We start from the raw sequence: 23982 nt of genomic DNA on the forward strand, positions 1-23982 counted from the left end.
GTTATTATCTGCTATAATGAATATTGCAAAAAATAACGTAAAAATGTATGGTATAGTAGTATTTTACTGATTGCTACGTACGTTGTACTTATTGAGAATTGAAACTATGGTTATCAAAAAACAGCTTTTATCAATACTTATTGCTCCGTTATTGTTTACAGTGATTTTTGCGACAAAAGCAGAAGAAGTATGGATTACCGTGTATATCCATGGCATTATGAGCATTACGCCGCATCTGAACGTGGGTAATTTTATGCGGTTCATGAATGATAATGTCCTTCATACATTGTACGCAAAGCAGGTAGAGTTCATTCGGAATGACCCCTTTTTTCAGTATGCTCAAGCGATGCAGCAAATCGGCCTGCATAAGCTCGATCCGGAAAAACTCGAGTATGGTGATGCAGGCAATGCGATTGCGGCAATTTTTAATGAAATAGAACAGGGGATTGATAAAAATAGAATCAATCATCACTATACGTTTGGTTGGACAGGGCTTTTGAGTCCTCAGCAACGTTATTATGATGCGCACGAGCTTTTTGTGCTCTTGGAGGATCTGGTCAGAGAGTATGAGCATACCTATCAAACAAAGCCTAAAATACGGCTTATCGGCTACAGTCATGGGGGAAACATTAGCTTGAACCTTGCCGCGGTACGTAAAGATTTTTATCCACAGTCAACCTTACAGATTGATCAACAGGTGTTGATTGGAGTTCCCTTAGTTACGGAAACCGATTTTTTAGTCAATGATCCGATTTTTAAGCGTACCTATCATATTTTTTCATCACATGATCGTATTCAGCAGATAGACCTATTTTCATTCAGTCGCCTTTTTTCAAGGAAGGTGTTTAAAAATAGGCATAATTTCAAACTTCCTGATAATCTTTGGCAAATTCAACTAAAAACGATGAAGCCGGTAAAAAAAATGGGTGCAAAGCGTGATGCGTTGCGGCTGAATATGCATAATGAGGCGATTGTTTCCGGAACCCATCCTTTGTTAAAAAATGTATCACCTGGTCACATTGAACTCTGGTTTTTTGGTTGGACACCGCAACATTATAGACCACATTTTATTTTAAACCCGCTTCCGGTAGTTGTCTTTTTACCATACATTATTAATGCAGTGCATGCCTGTGAATCGTTTCTTGACAACAAAGAGATTGTTATATTTGATATACGGCCCAAGGATAACCTAAGTATTGTAAAACAGTATCGAGAAAAACTGTACTTTAAAACCTTTACATTCTTCAGTCAGGACCAGCTTGACTATTTTGCCTCTCTTGGATTGAAAACAAAGCCAGATTCTTATACAAACAGAGATTTTAAAGAACGCATTTATAATGCCTGTCAGACCGCCAATCGATATTATCGTCATAATATAAAACCGATGCGTTTGAAAAACGGGTATCCAAATAGACACACAAGAATGAGACAAAAGCAGACCAAACCATTGGAATATAAATAGTTCTACAAAATGGCTGACAATCCTGGTTACTATGTGCCGCTGGCACAGCCCCCTTTGTCTATACTTCGAAACTCATTTTAAAGTCTCAATGGGTTCTAAGTTCGGATTGAATTCACATGTTTTTTATTTTTGATATGCTTTTAAAGAGTATTTTTTATACATTATGATTTTATTATAATTTTTATCGTTCAAATGAACCAGAAGGGGTTTTCTGTATGAGTTCTCTATATCTTTATGATAGGCCCGGCCTTTTTTATTTTTTGTCTATCTGTACAAGTTGGATAAGTTGGTTTATAGCAGCCTACCTTAGCCATTTAGAAGCATATCAACGTGTATCCGGTATCTTGATGCTTATTGGTCTGGTGAGCCCTACCGTTGTAGCCTTTACGATGATATATGTGAATGACAATTTAAAAAAAGATCTATCGGAAAGACTTTTTACTTTTACTGCTTTGAAGCCTTTTTATGTATTACTTGCGTTTAGCATAATGCCTTTTAGTATTTTACTTGCTCAAGGTATCTCTCTTTTATTTGGATATAGTGCTGAGCAATTTTTATTATCAAGTCACGCATCATTTTCTTTTAGTTTATTCCCCGCGTGGATGATGTTATTGGTTGCACCGACTATAGAAGAGCTTGCTTGGCATTCTTATGGCACAGACTGTTTACGTACCAGGTTTAGCCTCTTTACCACTTGCATAATTTTTGCCTTATTTTGGGTGGGTTGGCATTTTCCTCTTTCCTTTATAAAAGGGTATTATCATAGTAATATTGCTGAAAGTAGTTGGATTTACTCTTTAAATTTTGCTATTAGCTTGTTTCCCTTTGTATTTTTGATGAATTGGCTTTATTATAAAGCAGACAGAAGCATCATAGTTGCAATTATTTTTCATGTTACGGCAGGTTTTTTTAATGAACTATTTGCTACTCATCCTGATTCAAAAATTATTCAAACAGTACTTTTGAGCATACTTACGCTGGTAATCATTTATAAGCAAAAACATCTTTTTTTCAATGGTCAAGCACAAAAGTAAAATTGAAGATAGTGAATAAAGCGAATCGTAGCTGAGTCTGTTTTTCGGGATTGAGAAAAATACTGATTTTAAAGAATGCATTTATAGTGTCTGCCAGACCGCTAATCAATATTATCGTCATACTATAAAACCGATGCGTTTGAAAAACGGGTATCCAAATAGACACACAAGAATGAGGCAAAAGCAGGTTAAGCCGTTGGAATATAAGTAGTTTTTAAACCCCAGATGGCTGAGAATTGAATTATTCTCGTTTTTTCTTTTTTTAGTGATTGTGTGTTTATTTCATGATCACTGTTTTTTTGTTTTTAATGTTATGTGTTTTTTGTGGAGGGTTATGCACGAAACCCTCCAACCCGCCCCGTGCAACCTGTGCAGGTTGACCGCTCCATTAACGCCGAATATGCGACCTGACTACTTCGTATTCAGATCGCATGACGGCTACTAAGGTCGATTCTTTTTGGATTTAAAAAAAGCTATGAAATCTGATGAAGGTGGATGTCCGAAGGCGATGCAGCGAATGAAATGAGCGAAGCGCCGAGTTCACCTGCAATAGAGCAGGTCAAGCTGCAAGGTTGTGCAGGGTGGGTTGGAGGGTTGGGCATACAACCCTCCGCAAAGAGCGTATTCAAATCGCATGACGGCTGCCAAGGTTATCCATTCCTTCACAAAATAAACTATATTTTAATTTATGATTGTAATTTTAGTTATAATAAAACTGTAACATTTAATCAAAATTTGATATTTGATTAATCAATGATATCATTAAAAATAGTAGACAATGAGTTTAAATAAAGCTTTAAAAAATAGGAAATTACCATGTTAAAAGTAAAATTAACTATCATGACTATGATATGCATGGCAATAAATGTATCTGTGCAAGCGCAATATCAACATAGAATAACCGAAACGGAAGACGATGGGGAGGTAGCTGTTCACATTGAAGACCTTAGTGATGGAATAAAATCTTTCGAATATTATGTACCAAAAAATATAGACCTTGATGTGCATAACGTTGATGCGCTTTTAAAGGATCCCGAATCGCTCAACCGTCAATTATCTATACTTGAAATGCAAGTAGAAAGACAAGCTTTCAAAAATCGTACTTCTTGGCTCCCTGATAAGAGTCTAGGATCTTGGCTTCCTGATATGCAACTACAAACGAAACATATTTGTGCCTTGGTACAAATAAGAGAATGTGAGCAAAAATTAAATGAAATTGCGCGTTTGGAAAATCCAGAAGAACGATACCAGCAAATATATAAACTGGCTGTCGAACAACGTCCCCAACTGTTTAATATGAATCTTATGCAACTGATTTTATATGCTTCAGTAAAACGAGGAGCAGAGGTAATGTTTTGGGATTGGGCACAGTCTGTAAAAAATCAACCCTATCGCATAGACGTAGATATAGATGATTATTTATCAGATGTAAATATAGATGAATAATACACTGGAGGAGAGAGGGGGATTCGAACCCCCGATTTCCATCGCTGGAAATAATCGCTTTCGAGGCGACCGCATTCGGCCACTCTGCCATCTCTCCGCAAATAAAGATGCTTTTATAAAAGATAAAGTATTTTCAACCGATTGAAAAGCATTATTTTGCAAATTGAGGCCGTAATTGTTTGTGTAATGAAACCTAACTGTGATATACTGAAATTAAAATCTTATTTGGGTATATCAATGATTTATTTTCTATTCTTAATCACATTATTATTTAATACAACAAAACCGATTGAGGTTGAGGCTCTCTCTTTGCAGGGTTCACGGCCGTATCAGCAGGATCGATATTATGTTGCAGCAAATAAAGCCGACCAGTGCCTTGCTGCTATTTTTGACGGCCATGGAACATACGGGGATGAGGTGGCGGAGTTCTTGAAAAACGAAGCGCCTGCCGCTTTCAATGCCATTGTCCTTGAAAAGCCGGTGATCGAAAAAGCTTTTCGGGCCCTTAACAATAAGCTTTATCAATTACTTGGCAAAGATAAAACTGATGAATCGGGTGCAACCGGGCTTGTGGTGTTGCAGAATAAAGATCATTTTTTCATTGCACATTGTGGTGATTCACGCGCTGTTTGGGGTTACAAAAAGATCGAACAGACGGTTGATCATACTGCTTCAAACCCAAAAGAGATTGAGCGCGTGGGAAAAAAGAATGTCAAAACGGTCCATGGAGTCGAACGACTGGGTGGAACTTTGATGGTTACCCGTTCCTTTGGGGATGTGGCACTCAAAAAAATTGGACTTAGTGCGACGCCTGAAATTGCCATTCTTTCAAAGTCAGAATATCCCTATCTGCTGCTTGGATGTGATGGTGTGTTTGATTTAACGAGTGGCTTGTCTGGATCAGATCAGTTTGATGAGCAAACAGACTCTTTTTTATGGTCAATGTTTCAAATAGCTGCGAACAAAAATCAGGCTTTGCGTCGCATCATGTTTCAGACTGTCATTGCCGTTATGTTGCATGAAGATGAGTTTGAAAAGGGGGCCATCAGTGCCATGTACCGTGATTATACAAACAATAATGTTGCCCACTTTCCTCTTTACCCTCTGGATCGTAGGTTTAAAACAGAAAAAGAACGGCAAGCTCTCCTACTTGTCGGAATTTTAACTAACAAATTCAATGATTGGACCGAACAAGAGTTGTCAGCATTCGTTTCCAAACACCAAGCTATGCTGCACGATAACACGACGCTTGTTTTAATAGTTGACAAAACTTCCATGCCGCAAAAAGAGGTGGTTCCTCCGACAGTAGCCAAAAAATCTTCTTGGCTGAAGCGAATTTGGAACTGGCAATGGCCATGGTCACGGTAGCAACTATTTTTTTGCAAATTTGTGCATCTGCTGTTTGATCTCTGACTTGAACTTTTCAACCGCAGGCTGGTCATACGGATTAATCTCAAGTAGCTGCGCGGTATACAGAATTTCCAACAGCGACATGAACATATATTGCCCCACAAAGTAGGCGTTTTTTTGGGGAATATGTATGTGCATAAAATGCTTTTTTTCTTTTTTATACGTTTCCATCGTCGCAATTGAGGCGATGCGCATGACGTCGTATGCAGTGAAATTTTTGAATTCGTACTCATGGCCTGCCCATAAACCATTAGTCTGTATGGGTATATCCTGCGTTGTCTGTACGGTTAAAAAGGTGGTAATGCGTGTACGTGGACCGGCAAGATACAGTTGGCCAACAGAATGCAAATCGCTTGTGCCGATCGAAATGGTTGGCATGATGCCGTTGATCTTACGATTTCCAAACCGATCCTCGTCTTTACCAAGTGTTTCAGCCATCAGTTGGCGATACCAGAGTCCGAGTGCATGAGCGTCTGGAGAAAATATAAAAAGGTCGTGGATCGGAATTTTTTTTTTAATTGCATGGTAAAGATAAAGTGCGCGTTTTCCTGCGTGATCTGTCACAACATCGTATCCGCGGGCTCCTTGGCAGAGCGCTTCAATGTCGATCCCTGCAAGCGCTAACGGAAATAGTCCAACGACCGTAAAAATTGAAAAACGGCCACCGACTTCTTCAGGTATATATAATACTTCAATGAGATTTTCCCGTGCCCACTGTTCAAGGGGGGAATATTTTTCTGTTATGCAGATGGTATGTTCTTTGATCATCGACAGATTAAACGCTTGAAAAAAAATGGTTGCATTGATAACAGTTTCAAAAGTGCAACCAGATTTGCTGATGATAAGGCATACAAAATGAAGGTTTTTTTGTATCAGTCCTTGTACATGGAGCTGAATTTCATAGAGTTGGTCGGCATCTACCGTATCAATATAAAAAAAAGCGGGGGATTGCCGTAATGGCAATGTTCCCCGCAAGAACTGTTCTACAGCTTGGATAGACAGATGAGATCCGCCAATACCAATAACAAAAACCGTATGTATGTTTTTTTTTGCCAGATAGTAGTGTGCTTTGTGTTTTATAAAGGCAAGTTGTTCGTGGTCATACGGGGCATGCAGACAATCAATGCCTTCGTCTAGTGGGCCTTCTTTGACAGCCTGGATCCATTCTTGATTGAGTGATTTTATCTGATCTACTGTCCGATCTCGACGAGGGATATCAAACATTTCATATGAAACATTGAGAGCTGTTTTTATTATGTATGCCAACTCCTTTTACTCCCATTCAAGCGATGCAGCAGTCTGATATTCTGTTACTCGAGTTTCAAAAAAGTTTTTTTCTTTACTTAAATCAGTAGATTGCGACATCCACGGAAATGGATTTTTAGTTGCATATACTTTGGGTAAATCTATGCGCTCTAATCGTCTATCTGCTATGTACTCAACGTATTCACAAAACTGCTGTGCGTTAATGCCCACAATTCCCGTAGGGCAGGCATCATGTGCATAAAGCTTTTCAAGTTCTACTGACTGTTTGATAAGCTCTACAATTTCTGCTTGAAATTCAGCTGTCCAGACTTCTGCGTTTTCAGATTTAATTGTATTGATCAGATCACATCCAAATGCGAGGTGAATGCTTTCATCTCGCATAATATATTCGAACTGTTCACCAATGCCTGACAGTTTATTTCTTCTTTTTAATGCAAGCATCATTGCAAAACCCGCATAAAAAAAGATACCTTCCATAATCACATAAAAGCCGATTAAATCATGCAAAAATCGTTGAATGTTCTTTGGTGAGTCTGTTTTAAAGTCAGGATCTAAAATCGATTTGGTAAGTTCGATCACAAAATCATCTTTTGCTTTAATCGATGGAATCGTCTGATACATATTATATATCAGATCAGGATCGAGCCCTAACGAATCGCAACAGTAGATAAAAGTATCTGTATGTACGGCTTCTTCATATGCTTGTCGTAAAAGGTATTGTCGACACTCAGGGTTTGTAACATGTTTATACACTGTTAATACAAGGTTATTTGCAGTTAATGACTCGGCTGTAGAAAAGAAACCCATATTCCACAGCACCATTCGACGTTCAACATCATTAAGAAAGTCTTTCGATTTCCATTGTTCAATATCCTGCTGCATCGAAATCTCTTCCGGTGTCCAGTTGTTTGCTACGCCGTCTTTGTAATGTTGGCGCGCCCACAAATAACGCATAGGCAAAATCTTATTTGGATCGACAAGCGAGTTATTAATAATTCCTTGGTTCATTCTTTTACCTTTTTGAAAATAACTACTGACAAACATCACATTCTGGATCTTCTTGCAAAGAACATACTCTTGCGCCTGTTATTGTATCATGAGCAGTATTTTTAGTTTGAACTGGCTCCTGTATTTCTGTACGTCCTGCAGCATGGTCGTATTCACGTTTTTGTGTAAATCCAAATTTTTTTGCATCAAGTGTTGATTTTTCTATTTGACTTGCGCCTAATGTTCGTAAGTAATAGGTTGTTTTTAAGCCACGCTCCCATGCGCCCATATATACATCATTGAGTAGTTTACCTGAAGTGCCTTTTAGAAATACATTGTGCGAAACACTTTGATCGATCCATTTTCCCCGGCGTGCGGTCATCTCAATCAGATGGATTGGATCTATTTCAAAAACCTCTTTGTATTTTGCTTTGATGTGAGCAGGAATTTCTTCAATATACTGAACGCTGCCATCAAAATATTTAAGTTTTTCAAGCATTGTATTGTTCCATAATCCTAGTAGTTGTAAATCTGCAACGAGGTACTTATTTACGATAGTGAATTCGCCGCTCATATTCGATTTGACATACAGATTTTTATAAATTGGCTCAATACAAGGAATGCATCCGACAATATTTGAAATAGTAGCTGTTGGAGCAATTGCCATGACATTTGAGTTACGCATTCCGTAAGTTTTTACTTTTTGGCGTACAGAATCCCATGCAAGCTTTCCACCTCGCGTTATTCGAATAGGTTCACCGCGCTCCTGTTCTAAAAGATCAATTGTATCTTGAGGAAAGATGTTACGATCCCATTTTGATCCTTGGTATGACGCATAGGTTCCACGCTCTTTTGCAAGTTCGGCAGATGCAGAAATTGTATGAAATGCTATGTATTCCATAGATTCATCTGCGAATTCAATAGCTGCAGTAGAATCAAATGTTATATTTAGTTTATATAATGCATCTTGAAAGCCCATTACTCCTAACCCTATTGGTCTGTGTTTAAAGTTTGCAGCTTCAGCTTCGGCGGTTGGGTAGAAGTTAATATCTATGACATTATCAAGCATGCGAACTGCAGCATGAATGGTTTCTGCAAGCATCGTTTTATTTAATACACCGTCAATAATATGTTGTCCTAAATTGATTGATCCAAGGTTGCAGACGGCAGTTTCAGCATTTGATGTATTAAGTAAGATTTCGGTACATAAGTTAGAACTATGGATGACGCCTGCATGATCTTGAGGAGAGCGAATATTTGAAGGATCTTTGAAAGTGATCCATGGATGCCCTGTTTCAAATAAGCGACTCAACATCTTTCGCCACAGTGCTTTTGCTTCAATAGTTTTAAATAGGCGCATACGGCCCTGCTCGGCCAGAAGCTCGTATTCAATATATCTTTTTTCAAACGCTTTACCATACAGGTGGTGTAGATCGGGAGTTTCATCAGGAGAAAACAGTGTCCATTGGCCATCAGCATTTACACGTTTTATGAAAAGATCCGGAATCCAGTTTGCGGTATTAATATCATGAGTACGTCGTCGTTCATCGCCCGTATTACGTCTTAAATCAAGAAAATCCTCAATCTCATAATGCCATGTTTCAAGGTATGCGCACGTTGCGCCACGACGCTTTCCACTTCTATTAATTGCTGCCGTAACATCATTTGCGATCTTTAAAAAAGGAATTAAACCTTGGCTTTCAGTTTTGATTGATTCAATCATGGCACCGCATGCTCTCAAATTGGTAAAATCGGTAGCAACTCCCCCAGACCATTTTGAAAGCTGTGCGTTATCTCCGTAACATTTGAAAATATGCTTCAAATCATCATCAACCGTGGTTAAAAAGCAGGAGCTTAATTGTGGTCTTACAAGGCCAGAATGCAATAAAGTTGGCGTTCCTGCGGTATATTTCAATGTAGAAAATATATTGTAAAATTTTACTGCCATATCGTTTTTGTTAGGTTCGTTGAAACAGAGACCCATTGCTACACGCATCCAAAAAGCTTGAGGAAGCTCAAAACGAGTTTGACCCACATGAGAAAAATATCGCTCATACAACGTTCTCATGCCCATGTAATCAAAAAGATTATCACGTTCGAATATGAGGTGCGTCGCTAAAAAATCTAAATCAAATTCAAGTAGGCGTTCGTCATAGATATTTTTTTGAACACCTAGTTGGATGCCATCAGTGAATGCTTGCATATACATTGCTTCATGATCGGTACGCATAGTTGAATGACCAGTAACCTCTTTGAAAAGTTTTTTAAAAAGTAGTCTGCCAGAGATGTATCCATAGACAGGGTCACGTTCAATTAACGATACGACTGCAAGAATTAAACTTTCTGAGATCTCAACTGGTGTAATGTTGTCAAAGAGATATTTTGTAACCTCCTGTATGATCAGTTCAAAATCAACTTTATGTGCTAATCCATTTGCTGCCCATTCAAGGCTGCTTTTAAGCCGGTCGATATTAAAATGGCCAATTATTCCATCATGCCGTTTGACCCTTAATGAAACAGCTAACTCAGTTGCTAGTCCAACACGCATCATAACATTTCTGCTACTGTTATTCGCATACTTTTCCATTGATTCCTTTCACAAGTCGAAAGCCATTGTTTCGCCAATTCACATAATACAATATCTGCACGAATAAACCTTATAAAAACTCTATAAATAAACATTTTTTAGACAAAGGGAAGTAGCTTATATGTCATAGGTTAAACGTTAAATAATAGATGATCAACAACTTTTTTTTATATTATATTGCGATTTTTAAGGATAATTTTTTTCATTTAAAATACAAAATATCATAATAATTTAAAAAAGTATAATTTTCTAGTCTACAGATAAATCTTATTTTTAAAAGACATGATCGTCTCTATTGTTTAGAAATAGTCAGTAAAATGCTATCTAGAAAGGCTATTTTTCATCTATTTGAAGTAGTATGTAAAAAATAGGGAGAGGCTGTTATAATACCAAGAAAAAAGGGGTTTGAAATGAAGTGTAAGCTGTTTGTTATAAGTGTGTTTTGTTTACATAATCTTATTGGTACAGAGATACGAGTTATTTCTGATCAACAGGAGTTTGAAACCTTGTTGGCATACAGCAAGCTACCCATATTTGCTGTGTTTACAGCTCCTTGGTGTTCTATCTGTAAATCAATCAAAGAACCATTAAAACAGGTTATTAATAGTAGTGTGTTTAAAGATAAAATTAATTTTGTAAGTATCGATTTTGATAAAAATAATGCATTATGCAGTGTTTATAAAGTAGACCGTGTACCTACATTTTGCTATTTTTATGATGGTAAAAAGGTAAGGCAAGATGTTGGTGTAAAGCGCAATGTTGAGATTAAAACATTTTTTGAAACCGCACTAAGCGAAACATTTAGGTTGAATGATCAAAAAGTTATCAGTTATAACTATGAAACATTTTCTTTCAAATCGTTGATTGCAAGAGTTACAAAACCTCCATTGCAAGCACTCAAAAATGGTATTGAATGGTGTCTTGAACGGCTTTAGTTGAGTGTTTTTATGAATGGATATGGTTTGTACAAAAAGGTTGCTTTTGCTTTTTTATAAAATATTGCTAATGGTTCCTGCAGGAGTGCAAAACTAGCAATTGAGACTGATTCATACTGTTTTTTGAGTAAACTGTTGCCAAAAGCTTTATCAAAAGATGCAGAAAAAGAAATTTTCAGTTTCGCTTCAACTGCTTTTTGAATAATGTATATAAGTGATTGTATGGTTGAAACTGGAGTAGGCTTTGAAAAATCAAATTTCAGACCTGTGTATGTTTTTCCATTTCTTTCTGCAAGGTAAGAGATCATGGAAGAAGCAAGTCCAACTTTATCAAATTCTTTTTTGATGTTCTCTAAAAAAAGTGTAGCTTGCGGTTCAGAAGTTTGTAAGCCTAATATTTCAAAAGGTGTGTCTGAGCTAATTCCAACGTCAAAAGGTGCTATTTCTCCAACAAGTCCCAAAAAACTGTAGCCGCGAACTGACTCTATAGTCTTAATATTCGGAGAAAGTGGTGCATGTAAAGATTCTAATGGTGCACGCTTGTACTTTTTCATTTTTGCAACATGTAACGAAACGCTGTTATTCATCTGATATCTGTTAAAATAGAGTGCAAGTTCGCCGATGGTCATGCCATGTCGCAGTGGAACTGGCGCAATCGAAATAAAAGAGATTAAAGATGGTTCTACCAGTGGTCCTTCCATCAAACCACCCAGTGGATTGGGCCGATCACATACAATGAGGGGTTTGTCAAACGTTTTTGCCGCTTCCATTACTTTGTACAACAGAGAAATATAGGTAAAATGTCGCATGCCAACATCCTGGATGTCGAAAATCAAAATGTCGACGAGGTCCATCTGTTGCGCGGTAATTTTTTTACCCGCACCATGTGCATATAAACTTACGACTGGAATGCCAAGGTTGGGCTTAACGGTTGATGCAACGTCTTTGCCTGCAGGGACGACGCCCCAGTATCCATGTTCAGGTGCAAAGATGACAGAAACGGTAATTCCCTGTGTTTTCAAAAAATCTACACTTTTAACTCCGTTGTGAACTATGCCTGTTTGATTGGTTACCAGTCCAATGCGTGGATCTGTCTTGGAGCACATTTTTTTGATTAGTTTTTGATTAACCGATTCAATGCCATAATGAAAATGATTTGCTGTAGAGATCGTAACAGAAAAAGTTGTTAGAGCAGTAGCCAAAAAATGAATTATGGAGGGCTTCATCTATTTTTCCTTACAATATGTTTTTCTAAATGTAAACTACTACATTGAAAAATGAAGAAACAATGAAGTATGAGTATTTGACTGAACAGTTAAAAGAAATAGACTTTTTTGCAATTTTTTATAAAATGAAAACCACGGTATGGCTGCTGATTTGGAAAAAAATGTGTATTTTGTAAAAATAAGTTAATAAAAGAGATATATGAAAAAACTGTTTAAGATCGTGTTCCTGTTTTTCCTGATGTGTCACAGTATGTGCGAGCTACATGGTTCTTCTGCAAAGAAGAAGTTTGCCGGTTGGTCAAAGCAATGGAATGTGCTTGGTGCATTCGTTGATGCCGTGATTTATGACTCAACCCATGCTGGTGCTGCGGCATTATATGAAGCAGTGAGAAACAGTGATTTTGAATCTTTTTGTCAGCTATTGGACAACAATATTCCTGCAAAATACATTGATTCAGAAGGTAATATGATACTGCATCTTATCATCAAAAAGAATGATGTTCGCTATTTACAGGAGCTTCATAAGCGGGGATTGCTTTATTCTGCACAAGCTCAAAAAGACTGTTTTTTTGCAGAAAGTAGAGGGTTTGTCGATGTTGAAAAAACTGATAGCAATGGAATAACTCCACTGTTATTGGCTGTTCAGGCAAACAATGAAGCGATGGTTGAACTACTGTTAAGCAAGACTAAAAATATAACAGGTAAAGATCAACAAGGTCGAACAGTGCTTCATACGGCACTTGAAAATAATAACAGGGCAATAATAGAACTCTTAAAAAAACGGTGTGCAAATCATTGGAACCAACTACTGCTTGAAAAAGATAATCGCGATAATACGGTGTTGCATTATGCGGTTGGTGCACGCAATATCGATTTTTTGCAGCAGGAGTTACCTTTATTAAAAGACAATGTGAAGCTTTTGAATGATAAAAATCGATCTGGCTTTTCACCATTTTTGTTAGCAGTAGTGAGTGAAAATGTTGAAATAGTTGATTTATTGCTATCGCACGGTTTTGAGCTTAATACTATTGATTATGAAAAGCAGAATCCTTTCCATTGGGCAGTGTTGCGTAAAAATGAAAACTTGCTTGCCAAGCTGCTGGAAAAACAGGATCTTGCGGCGATTAACCAGAAAAATAGCGAGGGGCTATGCCCGTTTGTGCTTGCGGGACAGAATGGTTTTTGGGTCGAAGGTGCACTGAAACTTCTTGCTGCCGGAGCTGATCTGCATACAGTCGATAATGATGGTAATACGATTCTTCATCATGTGGTGCTGAATAAAAATAGTGAACTTATTTCAAAGATTCTTGAAAAACAGGATCGTGCGGCGGTTAACCAGAAAAATAGCAAGGGGCTTTGTCCACTTGTGCTTGCAGGACAGAATAGTTTTTGGGTCGAAGGTGCACTGAAACTGGTTGCTTCCGGAGCTGATCTGCATACAGTTGACAATGATGGCAATACGATCCTTCATCATGCGGTGATGAATAAAAATAGTGAGCTTGTTTCAAAGATTCTTGAAAAACAGGATCTTGCGGTGGTTAATCAGAAAAATAGGAGTGGTCTGTGCGCTCTTGTGCTTGCAGGACAGAATGGTTTTTGGGTCGAAGGTGCGCTACAACTTCTTACTGCCGGAGCTGATCTGCATACAGTTGATACTGATGGTAATACGATTCTTCATCATGCAGTAATGAATAAAAACAGTGAACTTGTTTCAATAATTCTTCAAAAAGAACCGGCGCTTACAACTCAAGCAAATAAGGCAGGAGAAACACCAACTGGACTTACCATTCAAAAAGGTAATGAATGGCACCAAGGCCTTCAGGTCTTAAACGAAGTATGTCCAAGGCTTTTTGAAGAGACCTTTATATTTGAAGCAATCAAAAATGATAATCTTGATCTGTTTATGGGACAGTCGCAGTGTATGAATTTCCATCGGCACAATACAGAAGGGTTAACGCCTTTGTTGTATGCGATCGACTTAAAAAAGCATAGTATTGTAACAAAAATTCTTAAAGCCGATCCAACAACTGTCAATAGTCCAACAAAAAATGAGCGACTCTGCCCGTTGTTGTATGCCATTAAATCGGTAAAGAGTGGGGATGACCGTGTTGGTATTGCCATAATTGATCAACTTATCGATGCAAAGCCTGTTCTTTTAAACAATAATGGGCAGTTTTTTACAAATACGTACCAGAAAAATCTGTTTACTTTGTTGTTGGAAAATCGCCACATTCCTCAAGACGATGCTAATAAGTTTATATATGCTGTTCAGAAGCAGCTTTCTTCAAATGTATTTGAACAGATGATACATGCAAAAACTAATGTGACAGATAGTTCGTTGTTTGAGCTTGCTTGTAAAACAGAAAATGTTGGATTGCTTGAGCATTTGATTGAATATGATACCAAGCAAAAGTGGAAAACGGTTACAATTCCTACAAATGAAGATGACGCTTGTTATGCCCCACTTCTTTTTGCGGTAGCGAAAAAAAATAGAGCGATGTTTGACCTTTTTAAAACACGTGGTGCGGCTGAGGATGTAGTTACGCTCGATGGAGATTCTCTGCCGTTGCTTGTTTTGAAACATGCGAATCTATTTGATGATCACAAGAGAACCTATTTTAAAAGTCTGATTACCAGATTTCCCCACCTTGCTCAACAGGAAACAGCATTTATCTGCAGAACATTTTTATTGCATGCGGCAATCTATTATCACGATTTTGAGGCTACTGTCTTTCTATTGACTAAGTTTAGCAATCAGCTTAACCAAACGAATAGAGCTGGAGATACTCCGTTACACCTTGCATTGCAACATGCTGAAACTGATGCAGGTCAAAAGATATGTGACTATTTGTTTGATCAAAAAAATATTGACTGGTCTATCAAAAATCAGGATGGGTTAACCTATTTACAGAGTGCATTGCGTACTAACAAAAGTGCTTTTATAAAAAAAATACTTCCTTATCAAAAAGCTGTGATCAATTTGATCGATCCAATCACCAAAAACAGTCCACTTTTAGAGGTAATAGCACAGTTTCATGCGTATCAAAATGGTTTGGAAATAGTTTCTCTGCTGCTTGAACATGGCAGTAGTTTAGAAAGTGTCGACAAAAAGGGAAATAGTCCCTTAAAGCTTGCGATGGATAAAAAACAGAAAGCTTTGTTTGCACTGCTTTTAAAAAAACAGAGTCAAAAAAACTCAAGCTATAAGATAAGCGAAATGTTGTATGCGACAGTTGATGATGCGATCAAGCTGGATGATGCTTTCTATTTTAAAAAGCTGTTGAAGCATGTTGACAAACATGCGTTGTTCTACAAAAAAGGAGCGGAACATCACTATTTTACTGCTAGTGATTATGTTGTTCCGTCACATCTTAAAGAGATATCAAGAAACAAGTTTGTGGATACGCTTGGATTAAAAGATCTCTGTAACACAAACTATGAATATAAGACTTTTTTTCCCATGATTCTTAAATATAAAGCATATGAACAGATGAGGGTTGCGTTGAACAAAGGTTTTGATCCTAATCGTGTCGATGATGATTGCCAAGCTCCCCTGTTAATGGCCATCAAAAAAGGTGATCTGCGCATGATAAAGATCATAACGGATGGCAGGCCTACTAACATAGATTATACAACCAAAAATGGGTTAACTGCACTTATGATTGCGATGGCTTTAAATAAAAAAGAGATAGTTGACTATCTTTTGAAATGCAAAATACAGACCACACAGGTTGACCGGAAAGGGCGTGCGCTCCTGCATTATGCGGTACTATCTGGCTCGACTCAGATAGTTGATTGTGCATTACAGTATGATAAAAATATTGATATCGCTGATCATGAAGGCAATACCCCTTTGATTTTTGCAGCAGATGTAAATCAGTTTTCACTTATTGAATACCTGATCAAAAAAAATGCTGATGTTGAGCTAAAAAATAGGCAAGGTTGCGATGCAGAGATGGTTTTAGGTTCACCATATGGCTATGATTCAGAAAGAAGATCGGCTTTAACTGCAGTCAAAAAGGTAAAAAGTCAGCTTGAAACGAAAAGAGCATCGATTAAGCAAGGATATGAGGAGATTAAAGAGCTGCAAAAAGAGAATAAAAGGATGTATTCAACTATTTTACAGTTTAATCCGTATGTTTCCTATACACCAAGCCACTGGTATATCAACCTTGCAGAGCTTGCAAAAATGAAAAAAGATGAGTTGAAAAACAAAGAAAAAGAACAAAATGAGATCAAAGAACGTGAAACGCAGGAGCGTACACGATTGACCAAGATCTATAATGACTTTACTGCTCCCAAGCCGCCAACCCCACCGTATCAACCAGGTTCATTTGAACCATCAGCGCCGCCGATGAGCCAAGAGGAGTATCAGGACCATATGTCGAGGCAGAATCAGTACAATCAGAATACGTACAATTCTCCATGGGCATATCAACAAAACGCCGGCCCGTCGCCGTATTCGCAGCAGTATCATTGATAGAATCGGCAAAATAACAGTTTTTCAAATGTAAAATAGCTTACATTGTCGGAAAATCTTCTTTTTTTTATTTGACAAAACCAGAAAAGGCTTTATTATTAAGTTTAATGCCGCGGGGTAGAGCAGCCTGGTAGCTCGTTGGGCTCATAACCCAAAGGTCGCTGGTTCAAATCCAGCCCCCGCCACCAATTTTTTCTGTTCAAAATAAGGTCTTCTAGCCTTGTCTGATTTTAATACGATTTTTCTATAAGTAAAATGGTGTATCTCCTGTTAATTCCGAAGGTAGTTTGCATTTGAAAACATACCTGTTTTTTGTATAGCTTGATCTTCGAAGCTCTATTGTATAAATATTAAAAAACGATTATCATGTTTTGTAAACTAATCAGTATGGTAGATATGTCAGTCACATCGGTTCAATCTATTATTGCAGACCTTTCTTATTTTAAAGCAAGCTGGAAGTTTCAGCTGTTACAATGCTGGCCGTCAATTATTGGGCAGCTTGATGAACAGGTGGTACTTGAAAAAATTGGAGATGATTACATTATCTTGGGTGTTGAAAACTCCTGTTGGATGCAGGAGCTTCATGCATTAACGCATGTTATTCAAAATAGAATCAATGATACTCTTGATAAGCCTCGGATAAAAAAAATAGTATTAAAGGGTAAAAGTACACCAAAATTTAAAAAACAGGTGTGGCAGCGGATGATGCTTCATCAAATTGATTTTGCTTCCGTAGATCCACTTTCAGAGCGTGAAAAAAGAGCATTAAATGTGATTCAAGATGAAGAGTTAAAAACGACATTAGAAAGGTTCCGTGCACGTTGTTTATGGAAAGAGTAGTGAAGCAAATGTATATAATTTCTAAGGCAAGCTTCTTGCTTGCCACTTTTGTCTTGTCGACTGTCTCGGCCGTCCAGATAAGCAATGATACCTATCCAACGACTGTTTTACAACATTGGTGGGGCTGTTATCAGCTGCAAACAGGTAATATCCAGCTGGCAGAAAAAAGTTTTAGCCTGATTACGCAACAGGATGCGCCTTATCACCAGTTTACGTTAAAAGGGAAAGTAGATCTTTTTTTCAAAACCAAAAAATATGCCAATGTCTTAGAATTAAGCCGGCAGTACCCGGAAAGATTCGAAACTGATCGTACGCTTGCAAAGTACCATGCTGAAGCTTTGTTAAAATCGGGAAATCAGGCCGAAGCTGATCTCTTTTTTATCAAACTACACAAACAATTTCCTGCCGATTATGAACTGTTTTTTAACGCAGTAAACAGCCATCTGAACAGACAGCAGCCACAGGAAGCACTCAAGCTTATTGATACGTTTTTGGCACAAAAAAGTAGTCATGGCAATAAGTTTATTATCCATTTTTTAAAAGCACAGATTTTTATGCAGATTCGGCAACCGGATCATGCACTTGCATCGGTCAAAACCGCATTGCAGCTTAATCCGCAGTTTGACAAAGGCTGGCTCCTGTTTTCTTTGTTGTCAGAGCAGAAAGAGCAATGGGCCGATGCGGCACATGGATACAACCAGTTTTTAAGTTTGACCGATGATAGCGTCAAGCAGGAGCTGAAAAATCATGCATCACGGTTTGCAGGCCGCCTGAAACCAGAACCTGCAGCCTCATCTGTCTCCGCTTTTGCTTCACATTCTGTCCAGCAGACGTTTAACCGTGCAGTGAACTATTTTAAAAAACAGCAGTATCTGCAGGCATTACAAGCTGTTGATCGTTGCATTTTGTCAGATGCTCAAAACCTGAGTTATAAACTGTTCAAGGTTGAAATACTTGTGAAAATGGGTGATTATCAAAACATAGCTGATCAGGTTACTCAGTATCTCAAAGAAGAAAAAAATACGGCAGAATGGGCAAAATTTATTTTTTTAATTGCGCAAGAACATGAAAAGTTTGTTGAGCATGCGCATACACTTTTTGCTAGCTTAAAAAGCCAAGAAGCCTTTTCTTACAAGATGGATCTGTATGCTCGTTCGTCCGATTGGCAGAACATGGTACAGTACTTAGAAAAAATCGAATCTGAACCTACTACTGATCTTTCTGTGCATATTTTTCAAAAGCATGCATTTGCTCTGTCCATGCAGCGTAAGTTTGTCCAGGCAAAAGTAGCGATAAAAAAAGCATTAAAAATAGAACAGAATCATATTCCATCGCTTGATCTGTTGGCGTATCTTTACACAAAAGACAAAGCAAACTTTCAAAAAGCGGAACAGGCAGTTGCAAAAGCTCGTGCGATAGATGTTCATAATCCCCAGCTTGTCGACACGCACGGATATGTTTTATACAAACAGGGTCTGTTTGTGCAGGCTCAAGAGCTTTTTAAAAAGGCATATGCGGCCAGTTCCGATAATGCAATGATCGCAGTTCATCTGGCAAAAAATGCGTACAAAACTGGAAATGCAGACGATGCGCTTGGCTTTCTGGAAACTGCAGCAACTAAGGCAGTGCATCCGCATGAAAAGCAGCTGGTCCAAAAACTAAAACAGAAATGGAGTCCCAGGCATCTTTCAAAACTATAAAACCGTTGCATTTGCTGCCGGCAAATCGGGTGGACACATCATCCCCTGCCTGACACTTTCAAAACAGGCAAAAGAGAAAAATCCACAACTGAAAACGGTCTTTTTGGCAAGCAATACAAAGCTTGATCAGCAGATTCTGCATGATCATGCAGAAAAGGTAGATCGCTATGAACTGCTGCCGTTGCAAAATCTGCCACGCAGCTGGTCAGATTATCCACGAGTTGCATGGAACTGTCTGCAGTCGTTTGTAAAAAGCTGCATTATTTTTTATCAGACCAAGCCTGATGTTCTGTTTTCAACCGGTGGCATTATCGCCTTGCCCACCTGTCTGGCAGCCTATCTGATGAACATTCCCATTCATTTTTATGAACTGAACGTTATTCCTGGAAAAGCGATCAAAACATTGGCTCCAATTGCCCAAAAAATATACTGTGCATTTGATCAGGTTGCATTTAACAATTTAGAACATAAAACCGAGTACCTTGCCTATCCGATACGATATGACCATGCACAAATGGCAAAAACAGCTGCGCAGGCAAGACAGTCGATGGGGCTTGCTATCACTAAATATACCATTACCGTGCTTGGTGGCTCGCAAGGCTCGCAATCACTCAATCACGCAGTTTTGCAGCTGATTGCCGACAAAAACTTTCCGGCATCTGATGTTCAGTTTATTCATCAAACCGGCACGAATGAGGTTGAAAAGGTAAAAGCTGCGTATCAAAAAAGATCGATCAGTGCTCATGTGTTTGACTACACGGCTCAGCTGGCTGACATGTACGCAGCAGCCGATCTTGTTATTGCACGAGCGGGGGCGGGAACGATTTTTGAATGCAAGGCGTTTTCAAAGCCGTCGATTCTTATTCCGCTTGAAACGGATATTACCGACCATCAAAAAGATAACGCGTTGCAGGCACAAAAACTTTATTCTAATCTGTTTCATGTTATGGATCAGGCTGCCGTTTTAAGCCACAATGCTGCGCCGATTGCATCATATATCACAAAGCTTATCAAAAAAAAGGATTGTAATGATGAAACTGTCTAATCTACTGTGCGTGTTGCTGGTTGTCACATCGTCACAGATGCATGCACGATACCCTTTTTTGCGCATTGGGCACGAAAAAGGTGAAAAACAGATTACTATTACCAATCAGTCTGACCAACGTATCTATTTAAAATTAAAACCGAAGCATATCAAGCCAATCTGTGCCGACTGCATTGAACAGCAGAATAACCAAACACCGGTTAATTCGTGTTGTCAGATGAGCGTGCCTGTTGAATATGTGGTAGCGCCCCATTCGTCAACAAAGTTTTTGCTTGGCATTGTCAACGTTGGCATGCCCAATCAAGAAGACGAAATTCTGGATTTTACCGGAGTTTTTTATGGGATGTTGCATCTTGAAAATAGCAGGCCAAAAACCTACATAACACTCAAAGATACACAGGAATATCTGTGTGATATTTTGGATGGTCGTGTGATTGTAAAATAAAAAGAGGGTGGTGAGAAAAATTCTCACCACCCTTTATTGCATGTTTCATTGAAGAAGGCAAAGCTAATTGGCACTTTGGTTATTAAGTGCTGCAAGAAACCCGTCTTTCTTTTGTTTGAAATCATTCTCTAAATTGATGAATGTTTCTATAGCTTCATTTTTCAGTAACTTTTGAATTACATCACTGCCTTTTTGAGCCACTTCTGAAATATTTTGATTTATTCTTGCATTATGATTTATTTCTTCCTGAGATAAAGCAGTTGACATCACTCGCTTATAATCTTTATAGAAATCTGTTCGTATGTACGTGTCCGCAAAGACTGCAGATAGAAAGCCTGGGATTAGGGCATACAGGAGATATCCTCCACAGGCATCTCCGTTACACTGATTTGCTATTCTTACCAACCACACACTTGCAGTTGCCATACCAACAGCTGAAACCGCTGCTCCAGCTTGTTTCATTTTTACCTCTTTATGTATCCAGTCTTCATAGATTAAGTATGGCGTATTCAGTGTGCGCCTTAAGTTCAAAATTTGATTCGCGAAAGGCTCTGATTTTTTTGAGAGTATTGTGTTTATAGTTTGATTTGTATGGGTAGCTTCAGAAAAATACTGCTGCTTAATTTTATCTATTTCTGCTTGGTCTTTATTAATTGATTGATAGGTAAACCACCAGTTAGACTGGTGAGACTGTCAAGGCTCGGCCCCCGGATTCAAGAGAGAAAAGATGATGTTGTAAAAAATGATAAACTATTGTTGGGCTTGGCGGGCCAACAATAGGAATTAAAAATGGAAAATCAAACAACATCATCATATGCAAGTTTAAGTCATTCGAAATGGAACTGCAAATATCACATAGTATTTGTTCCGAAATGTAGGAAGAAGATTTTGTATGGAAAAGTACGGAAATTTTTAGCGGGAGTATTTCATGAATTGGCGAGTCAAAAAGGGTGTAAAATAGAGAAAGGGAACATGGTTCAGGATCATGTTCATATGTTGATAAGCATACCACCAAAATATTCTGTAGCAGAAGTTGTAGGATTTATCAAAGGTAAAAGTGCGATAGCTGTTGCGCGAAGGTTTGGTGGAAGAGCAAGGAATTTTAACGGTGAACGATTGTGGGCACGAGGTTATGCTGTTTCTACTGTTGGTTTTGAAAAAGCACAGATATACGCTTACATCAAAAATCAAAATCAACTTGATTCTCTTGGTTACGATGAATCCGGTGAATTTTAAAACGACTTAGTATATTTTTTATCTGGCAGTCTTCGAGACTGCTCCCAGCCGCTAAGCCCCTCATTTTATGAGGGCGTTATAACTGGCTGAGATACCAAACCTCCGCCTGGAAGAAGTGTTATTGTGTTCTCACAACTCCACATATCGCGTGAAAGCAGAACAGCGGCGATAAGTAGTGCATTACGTAGTTGCATATGATGATATCCTTTCAATAAGTTTGTTTGTATTTGTAAAATGTCAATTTAATGACATATTGTAACGTATATTTTCAATGAAAGCAAGTCTGATGGTGCATGTTTGATCCAAAATGTACCATTTGCACATATGCTTCAGTCGCCAGATTGTGTAGATTCGGGGCAAAAATCAATCTGATTGTTTTGAAAGATCCTCTACTATTTTCATATACTCTCTATTGAAAACAGCAAGGTTGTTCTGAAATCCTCTATGTTCAGAAATGAGCTCTGAAAGAGTATTAAGTTTTTCTTTGTACTTCTGCTTTATTGTGTCAACTGTTTGATTGATTATTCTGTTCTCATTTTCCTGCTGATGGGTTAATGGAAATAGTTCAGTTTTTTTATAGATTTTTGCAGGATCGATATGTATTATTTCAGTGCAATGAAAACAGCTGTACGCCGTAAGAAATATTGTGCTTGCGGTCCAAAAAACAATATCTTTGTTGTCAGACATTTTTAGTACACAGTATGGAATCGCGCTTGCCAAACATGCCGGGGTGATCAGTTGAATGAGCAGGTTCCATCCATGTATTTTGATTTTGGTGAGCCGATTAAAATCATGCAAAGGTACATGGAGCTTTGCTTCAACTGCTTCAATTTCCGCAAGTCCTTGGATTCTTATGTTGTCAAAACAGGCAAATGTTATATTCTTGTGGTTGTCAGCTTTTTCAAATGCTGTCTTTCCGAATATCTCTTCCGCTCGCTGTTTTTTCTGTTCATTCGGTTTTGCCTGTTCTTTCGATGATAAGATCATGCCACACCCATCAAACGAAAACAGAACGGTAAAGATGAGTAGCAGATTGCGTGCCTTCATACAAACACCCCTTTTTTAAGGGTACATTCTAATGCAGATTTCCAATGAAAGCAAATGTGATAGTGTAGGTTTGGGTGTATCGCGATAAAAGGTATGTCGGTGAGGTTTTTCAAGATCAGGAGTAAGAATTACTCCTGATCTTAATTATTATGAGTTAGTTTGGTACTTTGGTTGATAGAGTTGCTAAAATCTGTTTAATCGCCTTGTTCGATTCAGTAAGTTGGTTTGCTAAAGCTTGGTTGTTAAGCAATGTCTCAGACATCTGGTTAAGTGTAGCTGTATATTTTTCTTTAGTTTCTGTAACTTTTTTATCGATTTCTTCATTTGCCTTTATCTCTTGCTCAGTTAAAGGCACCGGTACAGTTTTTTGTAACATGCTGCCGAGGTCCGTGTTGGCAATAGCATAAGCATAAACTAGTGTTCCGAGTGCGCCAGACAAAACGAAGTAATTCCAAAAGGGGTCGTTCTTATTCGAATGTGATAATTTTGCCGCAGCATTTGCAGTAATTTCCATGAAATAAAAAGGCATTATTACTTTCAGTGTTACCGTTGTAAGATATACCACTATTTTAGCCCAAAATTCAAAATCCTTCGTAGGTCGGTATTTTTGATTCTCAAGGATTTCAATTGCTTGATATCCTTCGCCTCTTGTCTTGTCAAAATCCTCAAAGTTCATACGTTTGAAGTCTTCATTTTTTTCCACATCTGTCATGCTGAACATTTTTTTCCCTTCCTTTTTGTGCCATTCGTTAACTGCTAAACTCAGATTAAATGAACTTACAATGGCAGCGAGAAATATCAGATAGCGTACTTGCATGCGATGGCATCCTCTGAAT

Annotated in this window: 19 protein-coding genes and 2 tRNA genes; 13 read left to right on the forward strand and 8 right to left on the reverse strand. The window is 38.2% G+C overall.

Annotation, left to right across the window (positions count from 1 at the left end; translation table 11 throughout):
- The first annotated feature begins 106 nt into the window (after positions 1–106).
- The 4 genes from IPG37_00960 to IPG37_00975 all read left to right on the forward strand — a co-directional run bounded on the left by IPG37_00960 (position 107) and on the right by IPG37_00975 (position 3942).
- Positions 107–1462 (forward strand): hypothetical protein, encoded by a 1356-nt coding sequence (locus IPG37_00960; protein ID QQR53980.1) that lies wholly within the window; start codon positions 107–109, stop codon positions 1460–1462.
- Positions 1463–1677: 215 nt separating this feature from the next.
- On the forward strand, positions 1678–2496 hold the full coding sequence (locus tag IPG37_00965) for a CPBP family intramembrane metalloprotease (protein QQR53981.1): 819 nt from the start codon (positions 1678–1680) through the stop codon (positions 2494–2496).
- Between the two features lie 495 nt (positions 2497–2991).
- Entirely contained in the window at positions 2992–3246 is a 255-nt protein-coding gene (locus tag IPG37_00970; protein ID QQR53982.1) for a hypothetical protein, read from the forward strand.
- Between the two features lie 66 nt (positions 3247–3312).
- Positions 3313–3942 carry a hypothetical protein gene (locus IPG37_00975; protein QQR53983.1) on the forward strand — a complete coding sequence of 210 codons (630 nt, stop codon included), beginning with the start codon at positions 3313–3315 and terminating at the stop codon, positions 3940–3942.
- Between the two features lie 5 nt (positions 3943–3947).
- On the opposite strand, the gene IPG37_00980 is transcribed toward IPG37_00975, so the two are convergent.
- Positions 3948–4039, reverse strand: a tRNA-Ser gene (locus tag IPG37_00980).
- Between the two features lie 140 nt (positions 4040–4179).
- On the opposite strand from IPG37_00980, the gene IPG37_00985 reads away from it, so the two are divergent.
- Positions 4180–5310, forward strand: a complete 1131-nt coding sequence (locus tag IPG37_00985; GenBank protein ID QQR53984.1) for a protein serine/threonine phosphatase 2C family protein — start codon at positions 4180–4182, stop codon at positions 5308–5310.
- A 3-nt stretch (positions 5311–5313) separates the two neighbouring features.
- On the opposite strand, the gene IPG37_00990 is transcribed toward IPG37_00985, so the two are convergent.
- The 3 genes from IPG37_00990 to IPG37_01000 are packed head-to-tail and all read right to left on the reverse strand — an operon-like array spanning position 5314 to position 10153.
- Positions 5314–6618 carry a hypothetical protein gene (locus tag IPG37_00990; GenBank protein ID QQR53985.1) on the reverse strand — a complete coding sequence of 435 codons (1305 nt, stop codon included), beginning with the start codon at positions 6616–6618 and terminating at the stop codon, positions 5314–5316.
- Between the two features lie 6 nt (positions 6619–6624).
- Complete coding sequence (locus IPG37_00995; GenBank protein ID QQR53986.1) at positions 6625–7626, reverse strand: ribonucleotide-diphosphate reductase subunit beta; 1002 nt, start codon at positions 7624–7626, stop codon at positions 6625–6627.
- A gap of 22 nt (positions 7627–7648) precedes the next feature.
- On the reverse strand, positions 7649–10153 hold the full coding sequence (locus tag IPG37_01000; GenBank protein ID QQR54277.1) for a ribonucleoside-diphosphate reductase subunit alpha: 2505 nt from the start codon (positions 10151–10153) through the stop codon (positions 7649–7651).
- 449 nt (positions 10154–10602) lie between these two features.
- Here IPG37_01000 and IPG37_01005 point away from each other — a divergent pair, with 449 nt between their 5' ends.
- A complete protein-coding gene (locus tag IPG37_01005; protein ID QQR53987.1) occupies positions 10603–11127 on the forward strand; it encodes a thioredoxin family protein in 525 nt (174 codons plus the stop codon).
- Here IPG37_01005 and IPG37_01010 read toward each other — a convergent pair.
- Complete coding sequence (locus tag IPG37_01010) at positions 11124–12353, reverse strand: DUF1343 domain-containing protein (protein ID QQR53988.1); 1230 nt, start codon at positions 12351–12353, stop codon at positions 11124–11126. The two genes, IPG37_01005 and IPG37_01010, sit on opposite strands and share 4 nt — an antisense overlap.
- A gap of 199 nt (positions 12354–12552) precedes the next feature.
- Between IPG37_01010 and IPG37_01015 the strand changes: the two genes are divergently transcribed.
- The 6 genes from IPG37_01015 (at position 12553) to IPG37_01040 (ending at position 20863) form a co-directional block, all read left to right on the forward strand.
- On the forward strand, positions 12553–16833 hold the full coding sequence (locus IPG37_01015; protein QQR53989.1) for an ankyrin repeat domain-containing protein: 4281 nt from the start codon (positions 12553–12555) through the stop codon (positions 16831–16833).
- Between the two features lie 111 nt (positions 16834–16944).
- A tRNA-Met gene (locus tag IPG37_01020) sits at positions 16945–17021 on the forward strand.
- Positions 17022–17199: 178 nt separating this feature from the next.
- Positions 17200–17673: a DUF721 domain-containing protein gene (locus IPG37_01025; GenBank protein QQR53990.1), complete on the forward strand. Its 474-nt coding sequence runs from the start codon at positions 17200–17202 to the stop codon at positions 17671–17673.
- Positions 17673–19373 (forward strand): tetratricopeptide repeat protein, encoded by a 1701-nt coding sequence (locus IPG37_01030; protein ID QQR53991.1) that lies wholly within the window; start codon positions 17673–17675, stop codon positions 19371–19373. The genes IPG37_01025 and IPG37_01030 overlap by 1 nt, the downstream gene beginning before the upstream one ends.
- A 103-nt stretch (positions 19374–19476) precedes the next feature.
- Positions 19477–20418 (forward strand): UDP-N-acetylglucosamine--N-acetylmuramyl-(pentapeptide) pyrophosphoryl-undecaprenol N-acetylglucosamine transferase, encoded by a 942-nt coding sequence (locus IPG37_01035; GenBank protein QQR53992.1) that lies wholly within the window; start codon positions 19477–19479, stop codon positions 20416–20418.
- Complete coding sequence (locus IPG37_01040; GenBank protein ID QQR53993.1) at positions 20402–20863, forward strand: hypothetical protein; 462 nt, start codon at positions 20402–20404, stop codon at positions 20861–20863. The genes IPG37_01035 and IPG37_01040 overlap by 17 nt, the downstream gene beginning before the upstream one ends.
- A gap of 63 nt (positions 20864–20926) precedes the next feature.
- On the opposite strand, the gene IPG37_01045 is transcribed toward IPG37_01040, so the two are convergent.
- Positions 20927–21325 (reverse strand): hypothetical protein, encoded by a 399-nt coding sequence (locus tag IPG37_01045; protein ID QQR53994.1) that lies wholly within the window; start codon positions 21323–21325, stop codon positions 20927–20929.
- Positions 21326–21652: 327 nt separating this feature from the next.
- On the opposite strand from IPG37_01045, the gene tnpA reads away from it, so the two are divergent.
- Positions 21653–22099: an IS200/IS605 family transposase gene (gene tnpA, locus IPG37_01050; GenBank protein QQR53995.1), complete on the forward strand. Its 447-nt coding sequence runs from the start codon at positions 21653–21655 to the stop codon at positions 22097–22099.
- Between the two features lie 363 nt (positions 22100–22462).
- On the opposite strand, the gene IPG37_01055 is transcribed toward tnpA, so the two are convergent.
- A complete protein-coding gene (locus IPG37_01055; protein QQR53996.1) occupies positions 22463–23146 on the reverse strand; it encodes a hypothetical protein in 684 nt (227 codons plus the stop codon).
- A 154-nt stretch (positions 23147–23300) separates the two neighbouring features.
- Positions 23301–23963 carry a hypothetical protein gene (locus IPG37_01060; GenBank protein ID QQR53997.1) on the reverse strand — a complete coding sequence of 221 codons (663 nt, stop codon included), beginning with the start codon at positions 23961–23963 and terminating at the stop codon, positions 23301–23303.
- Positions 23964–23982: the final 19 nt, after the last annotated feature.

The sequence above is a fragment of the bacterium genome, from assembly GCA_016699125.1.
GTDB lineage: Bacteria > Babelota > Babeliae > Babelales > Vermiphilaceae > AWTP1-30.

Excerpts from the sequence above, each read along its gene's own strand:
- IPG37_01000 (QQR54277.1), bottom strand. The coding sequence starts at position 10,153 with ATGCGTGTTGGACTAGCAACTGAGTTAGCTGTTTCATTAAGGGTCAAA.
- IPG37_01015 (QQR53989.1), top strand. The coding sequence starts at position 12,553 with ATGAAAAAACTGTTTAAGATCGTGTTCCTGTTTTTCCTGATGTGTCAC.
- IPG37_01045 (QQR53994.1), bottom strand. The coding sequence starts at position 21,325 with ATGAAACAAGCTGGAGCAGCGGTTTCAGCTGTTGGTATGGCAACTGCA.
- IPG37_00995 (QQR53986.1), bottom strand. The coding sequence starts at position 7,626 with ATGAACCAAGGAATTATTAATAACTCGCTTGTCGATCCAAATAAGATT.
- IPG37_01055 (QQR53996.1), bottom strand. The coding sequence starts at position 23,146 with ATGAAGGCACGCAATCTGCTACTCATCTTTACCGTTCTGTTTTCGTTT.
- IPG37_00985 (QQR53984.1), top strand. The coding sequence starts at position 4,180 with ATGATTTATTTTCTATTCTTAATCACATTATTATTTAATACAACAAAA.
- IPG37_01060 (QQR53997.1), bottom strand. The coding sequence starts at position 23,963 with ATGCAAGTACGCTATCTGATATTTCTCGCTGCCATTGTAAGTTCATTT.
- IPG37_01005 (QQR53987.1), top strand. The coding sequence starts at position 10,603 with ATGAAGTGTAAGCTGTTTGTTATAAGTGTGTTTTGTTTACATAATCTT.
- IPG37_01040 (QQR53993.1), top strand. The coding sequence starts at position 20,402 with ATGATGAAACTGTCTAATCTACTGTGCGTGTTGCTGGTTGTCACATCG.
- tnpA (QQR53995.1), top strand. The coding sequence starts at position 21,653 with ATGGAAAATCAAACAACATCATCATATGCAAGTTTAAGTCATTCGAAA.
- IPG37_00975 (QQR53983.1), top strand. The coding sequence starts at position 3,313 with ATGTTAAAAGTAAAATTAACTATCATGACTATGATATGCATGGCAATA.
- IPG37_00965 (QQR53981.1), top strand. The coding sequence starts at position 1,678 with ATGAGTTCTCTATATCTTTATGATAGGCCCGGCCTTTTTTATTTTTTG.
- IPG37_01025 (QQR53990.1), top strand. The coding sequence starts at position 17,200 with ATGTTTTGTAAACTAATCAGTATGGTAGATATGTCAGTCACATCGGTT.
- IPG37_00960 (QQR53980.1), top strand. The coding sequence starts at position 107 with ATGGTTATCAAAAAACAGCTTTTATCAATACTTATTGCTCCGTTATTG.
- IPG37_00970 (QQR53982.1), top strand. The coding sequence starts at position 2,992 with ATGTCCGAAGGCGATGCAGCGAATGAAATGAGCGAAGCGCCGAGTTCA.
- IPG37_01010 (QQR53988.1), bottom strand. The coding sequence starts at position 12,353 with ATGAAGCCCTCCATAATTCATTTTTTGGCTACTGCTCTAACAACTTTT.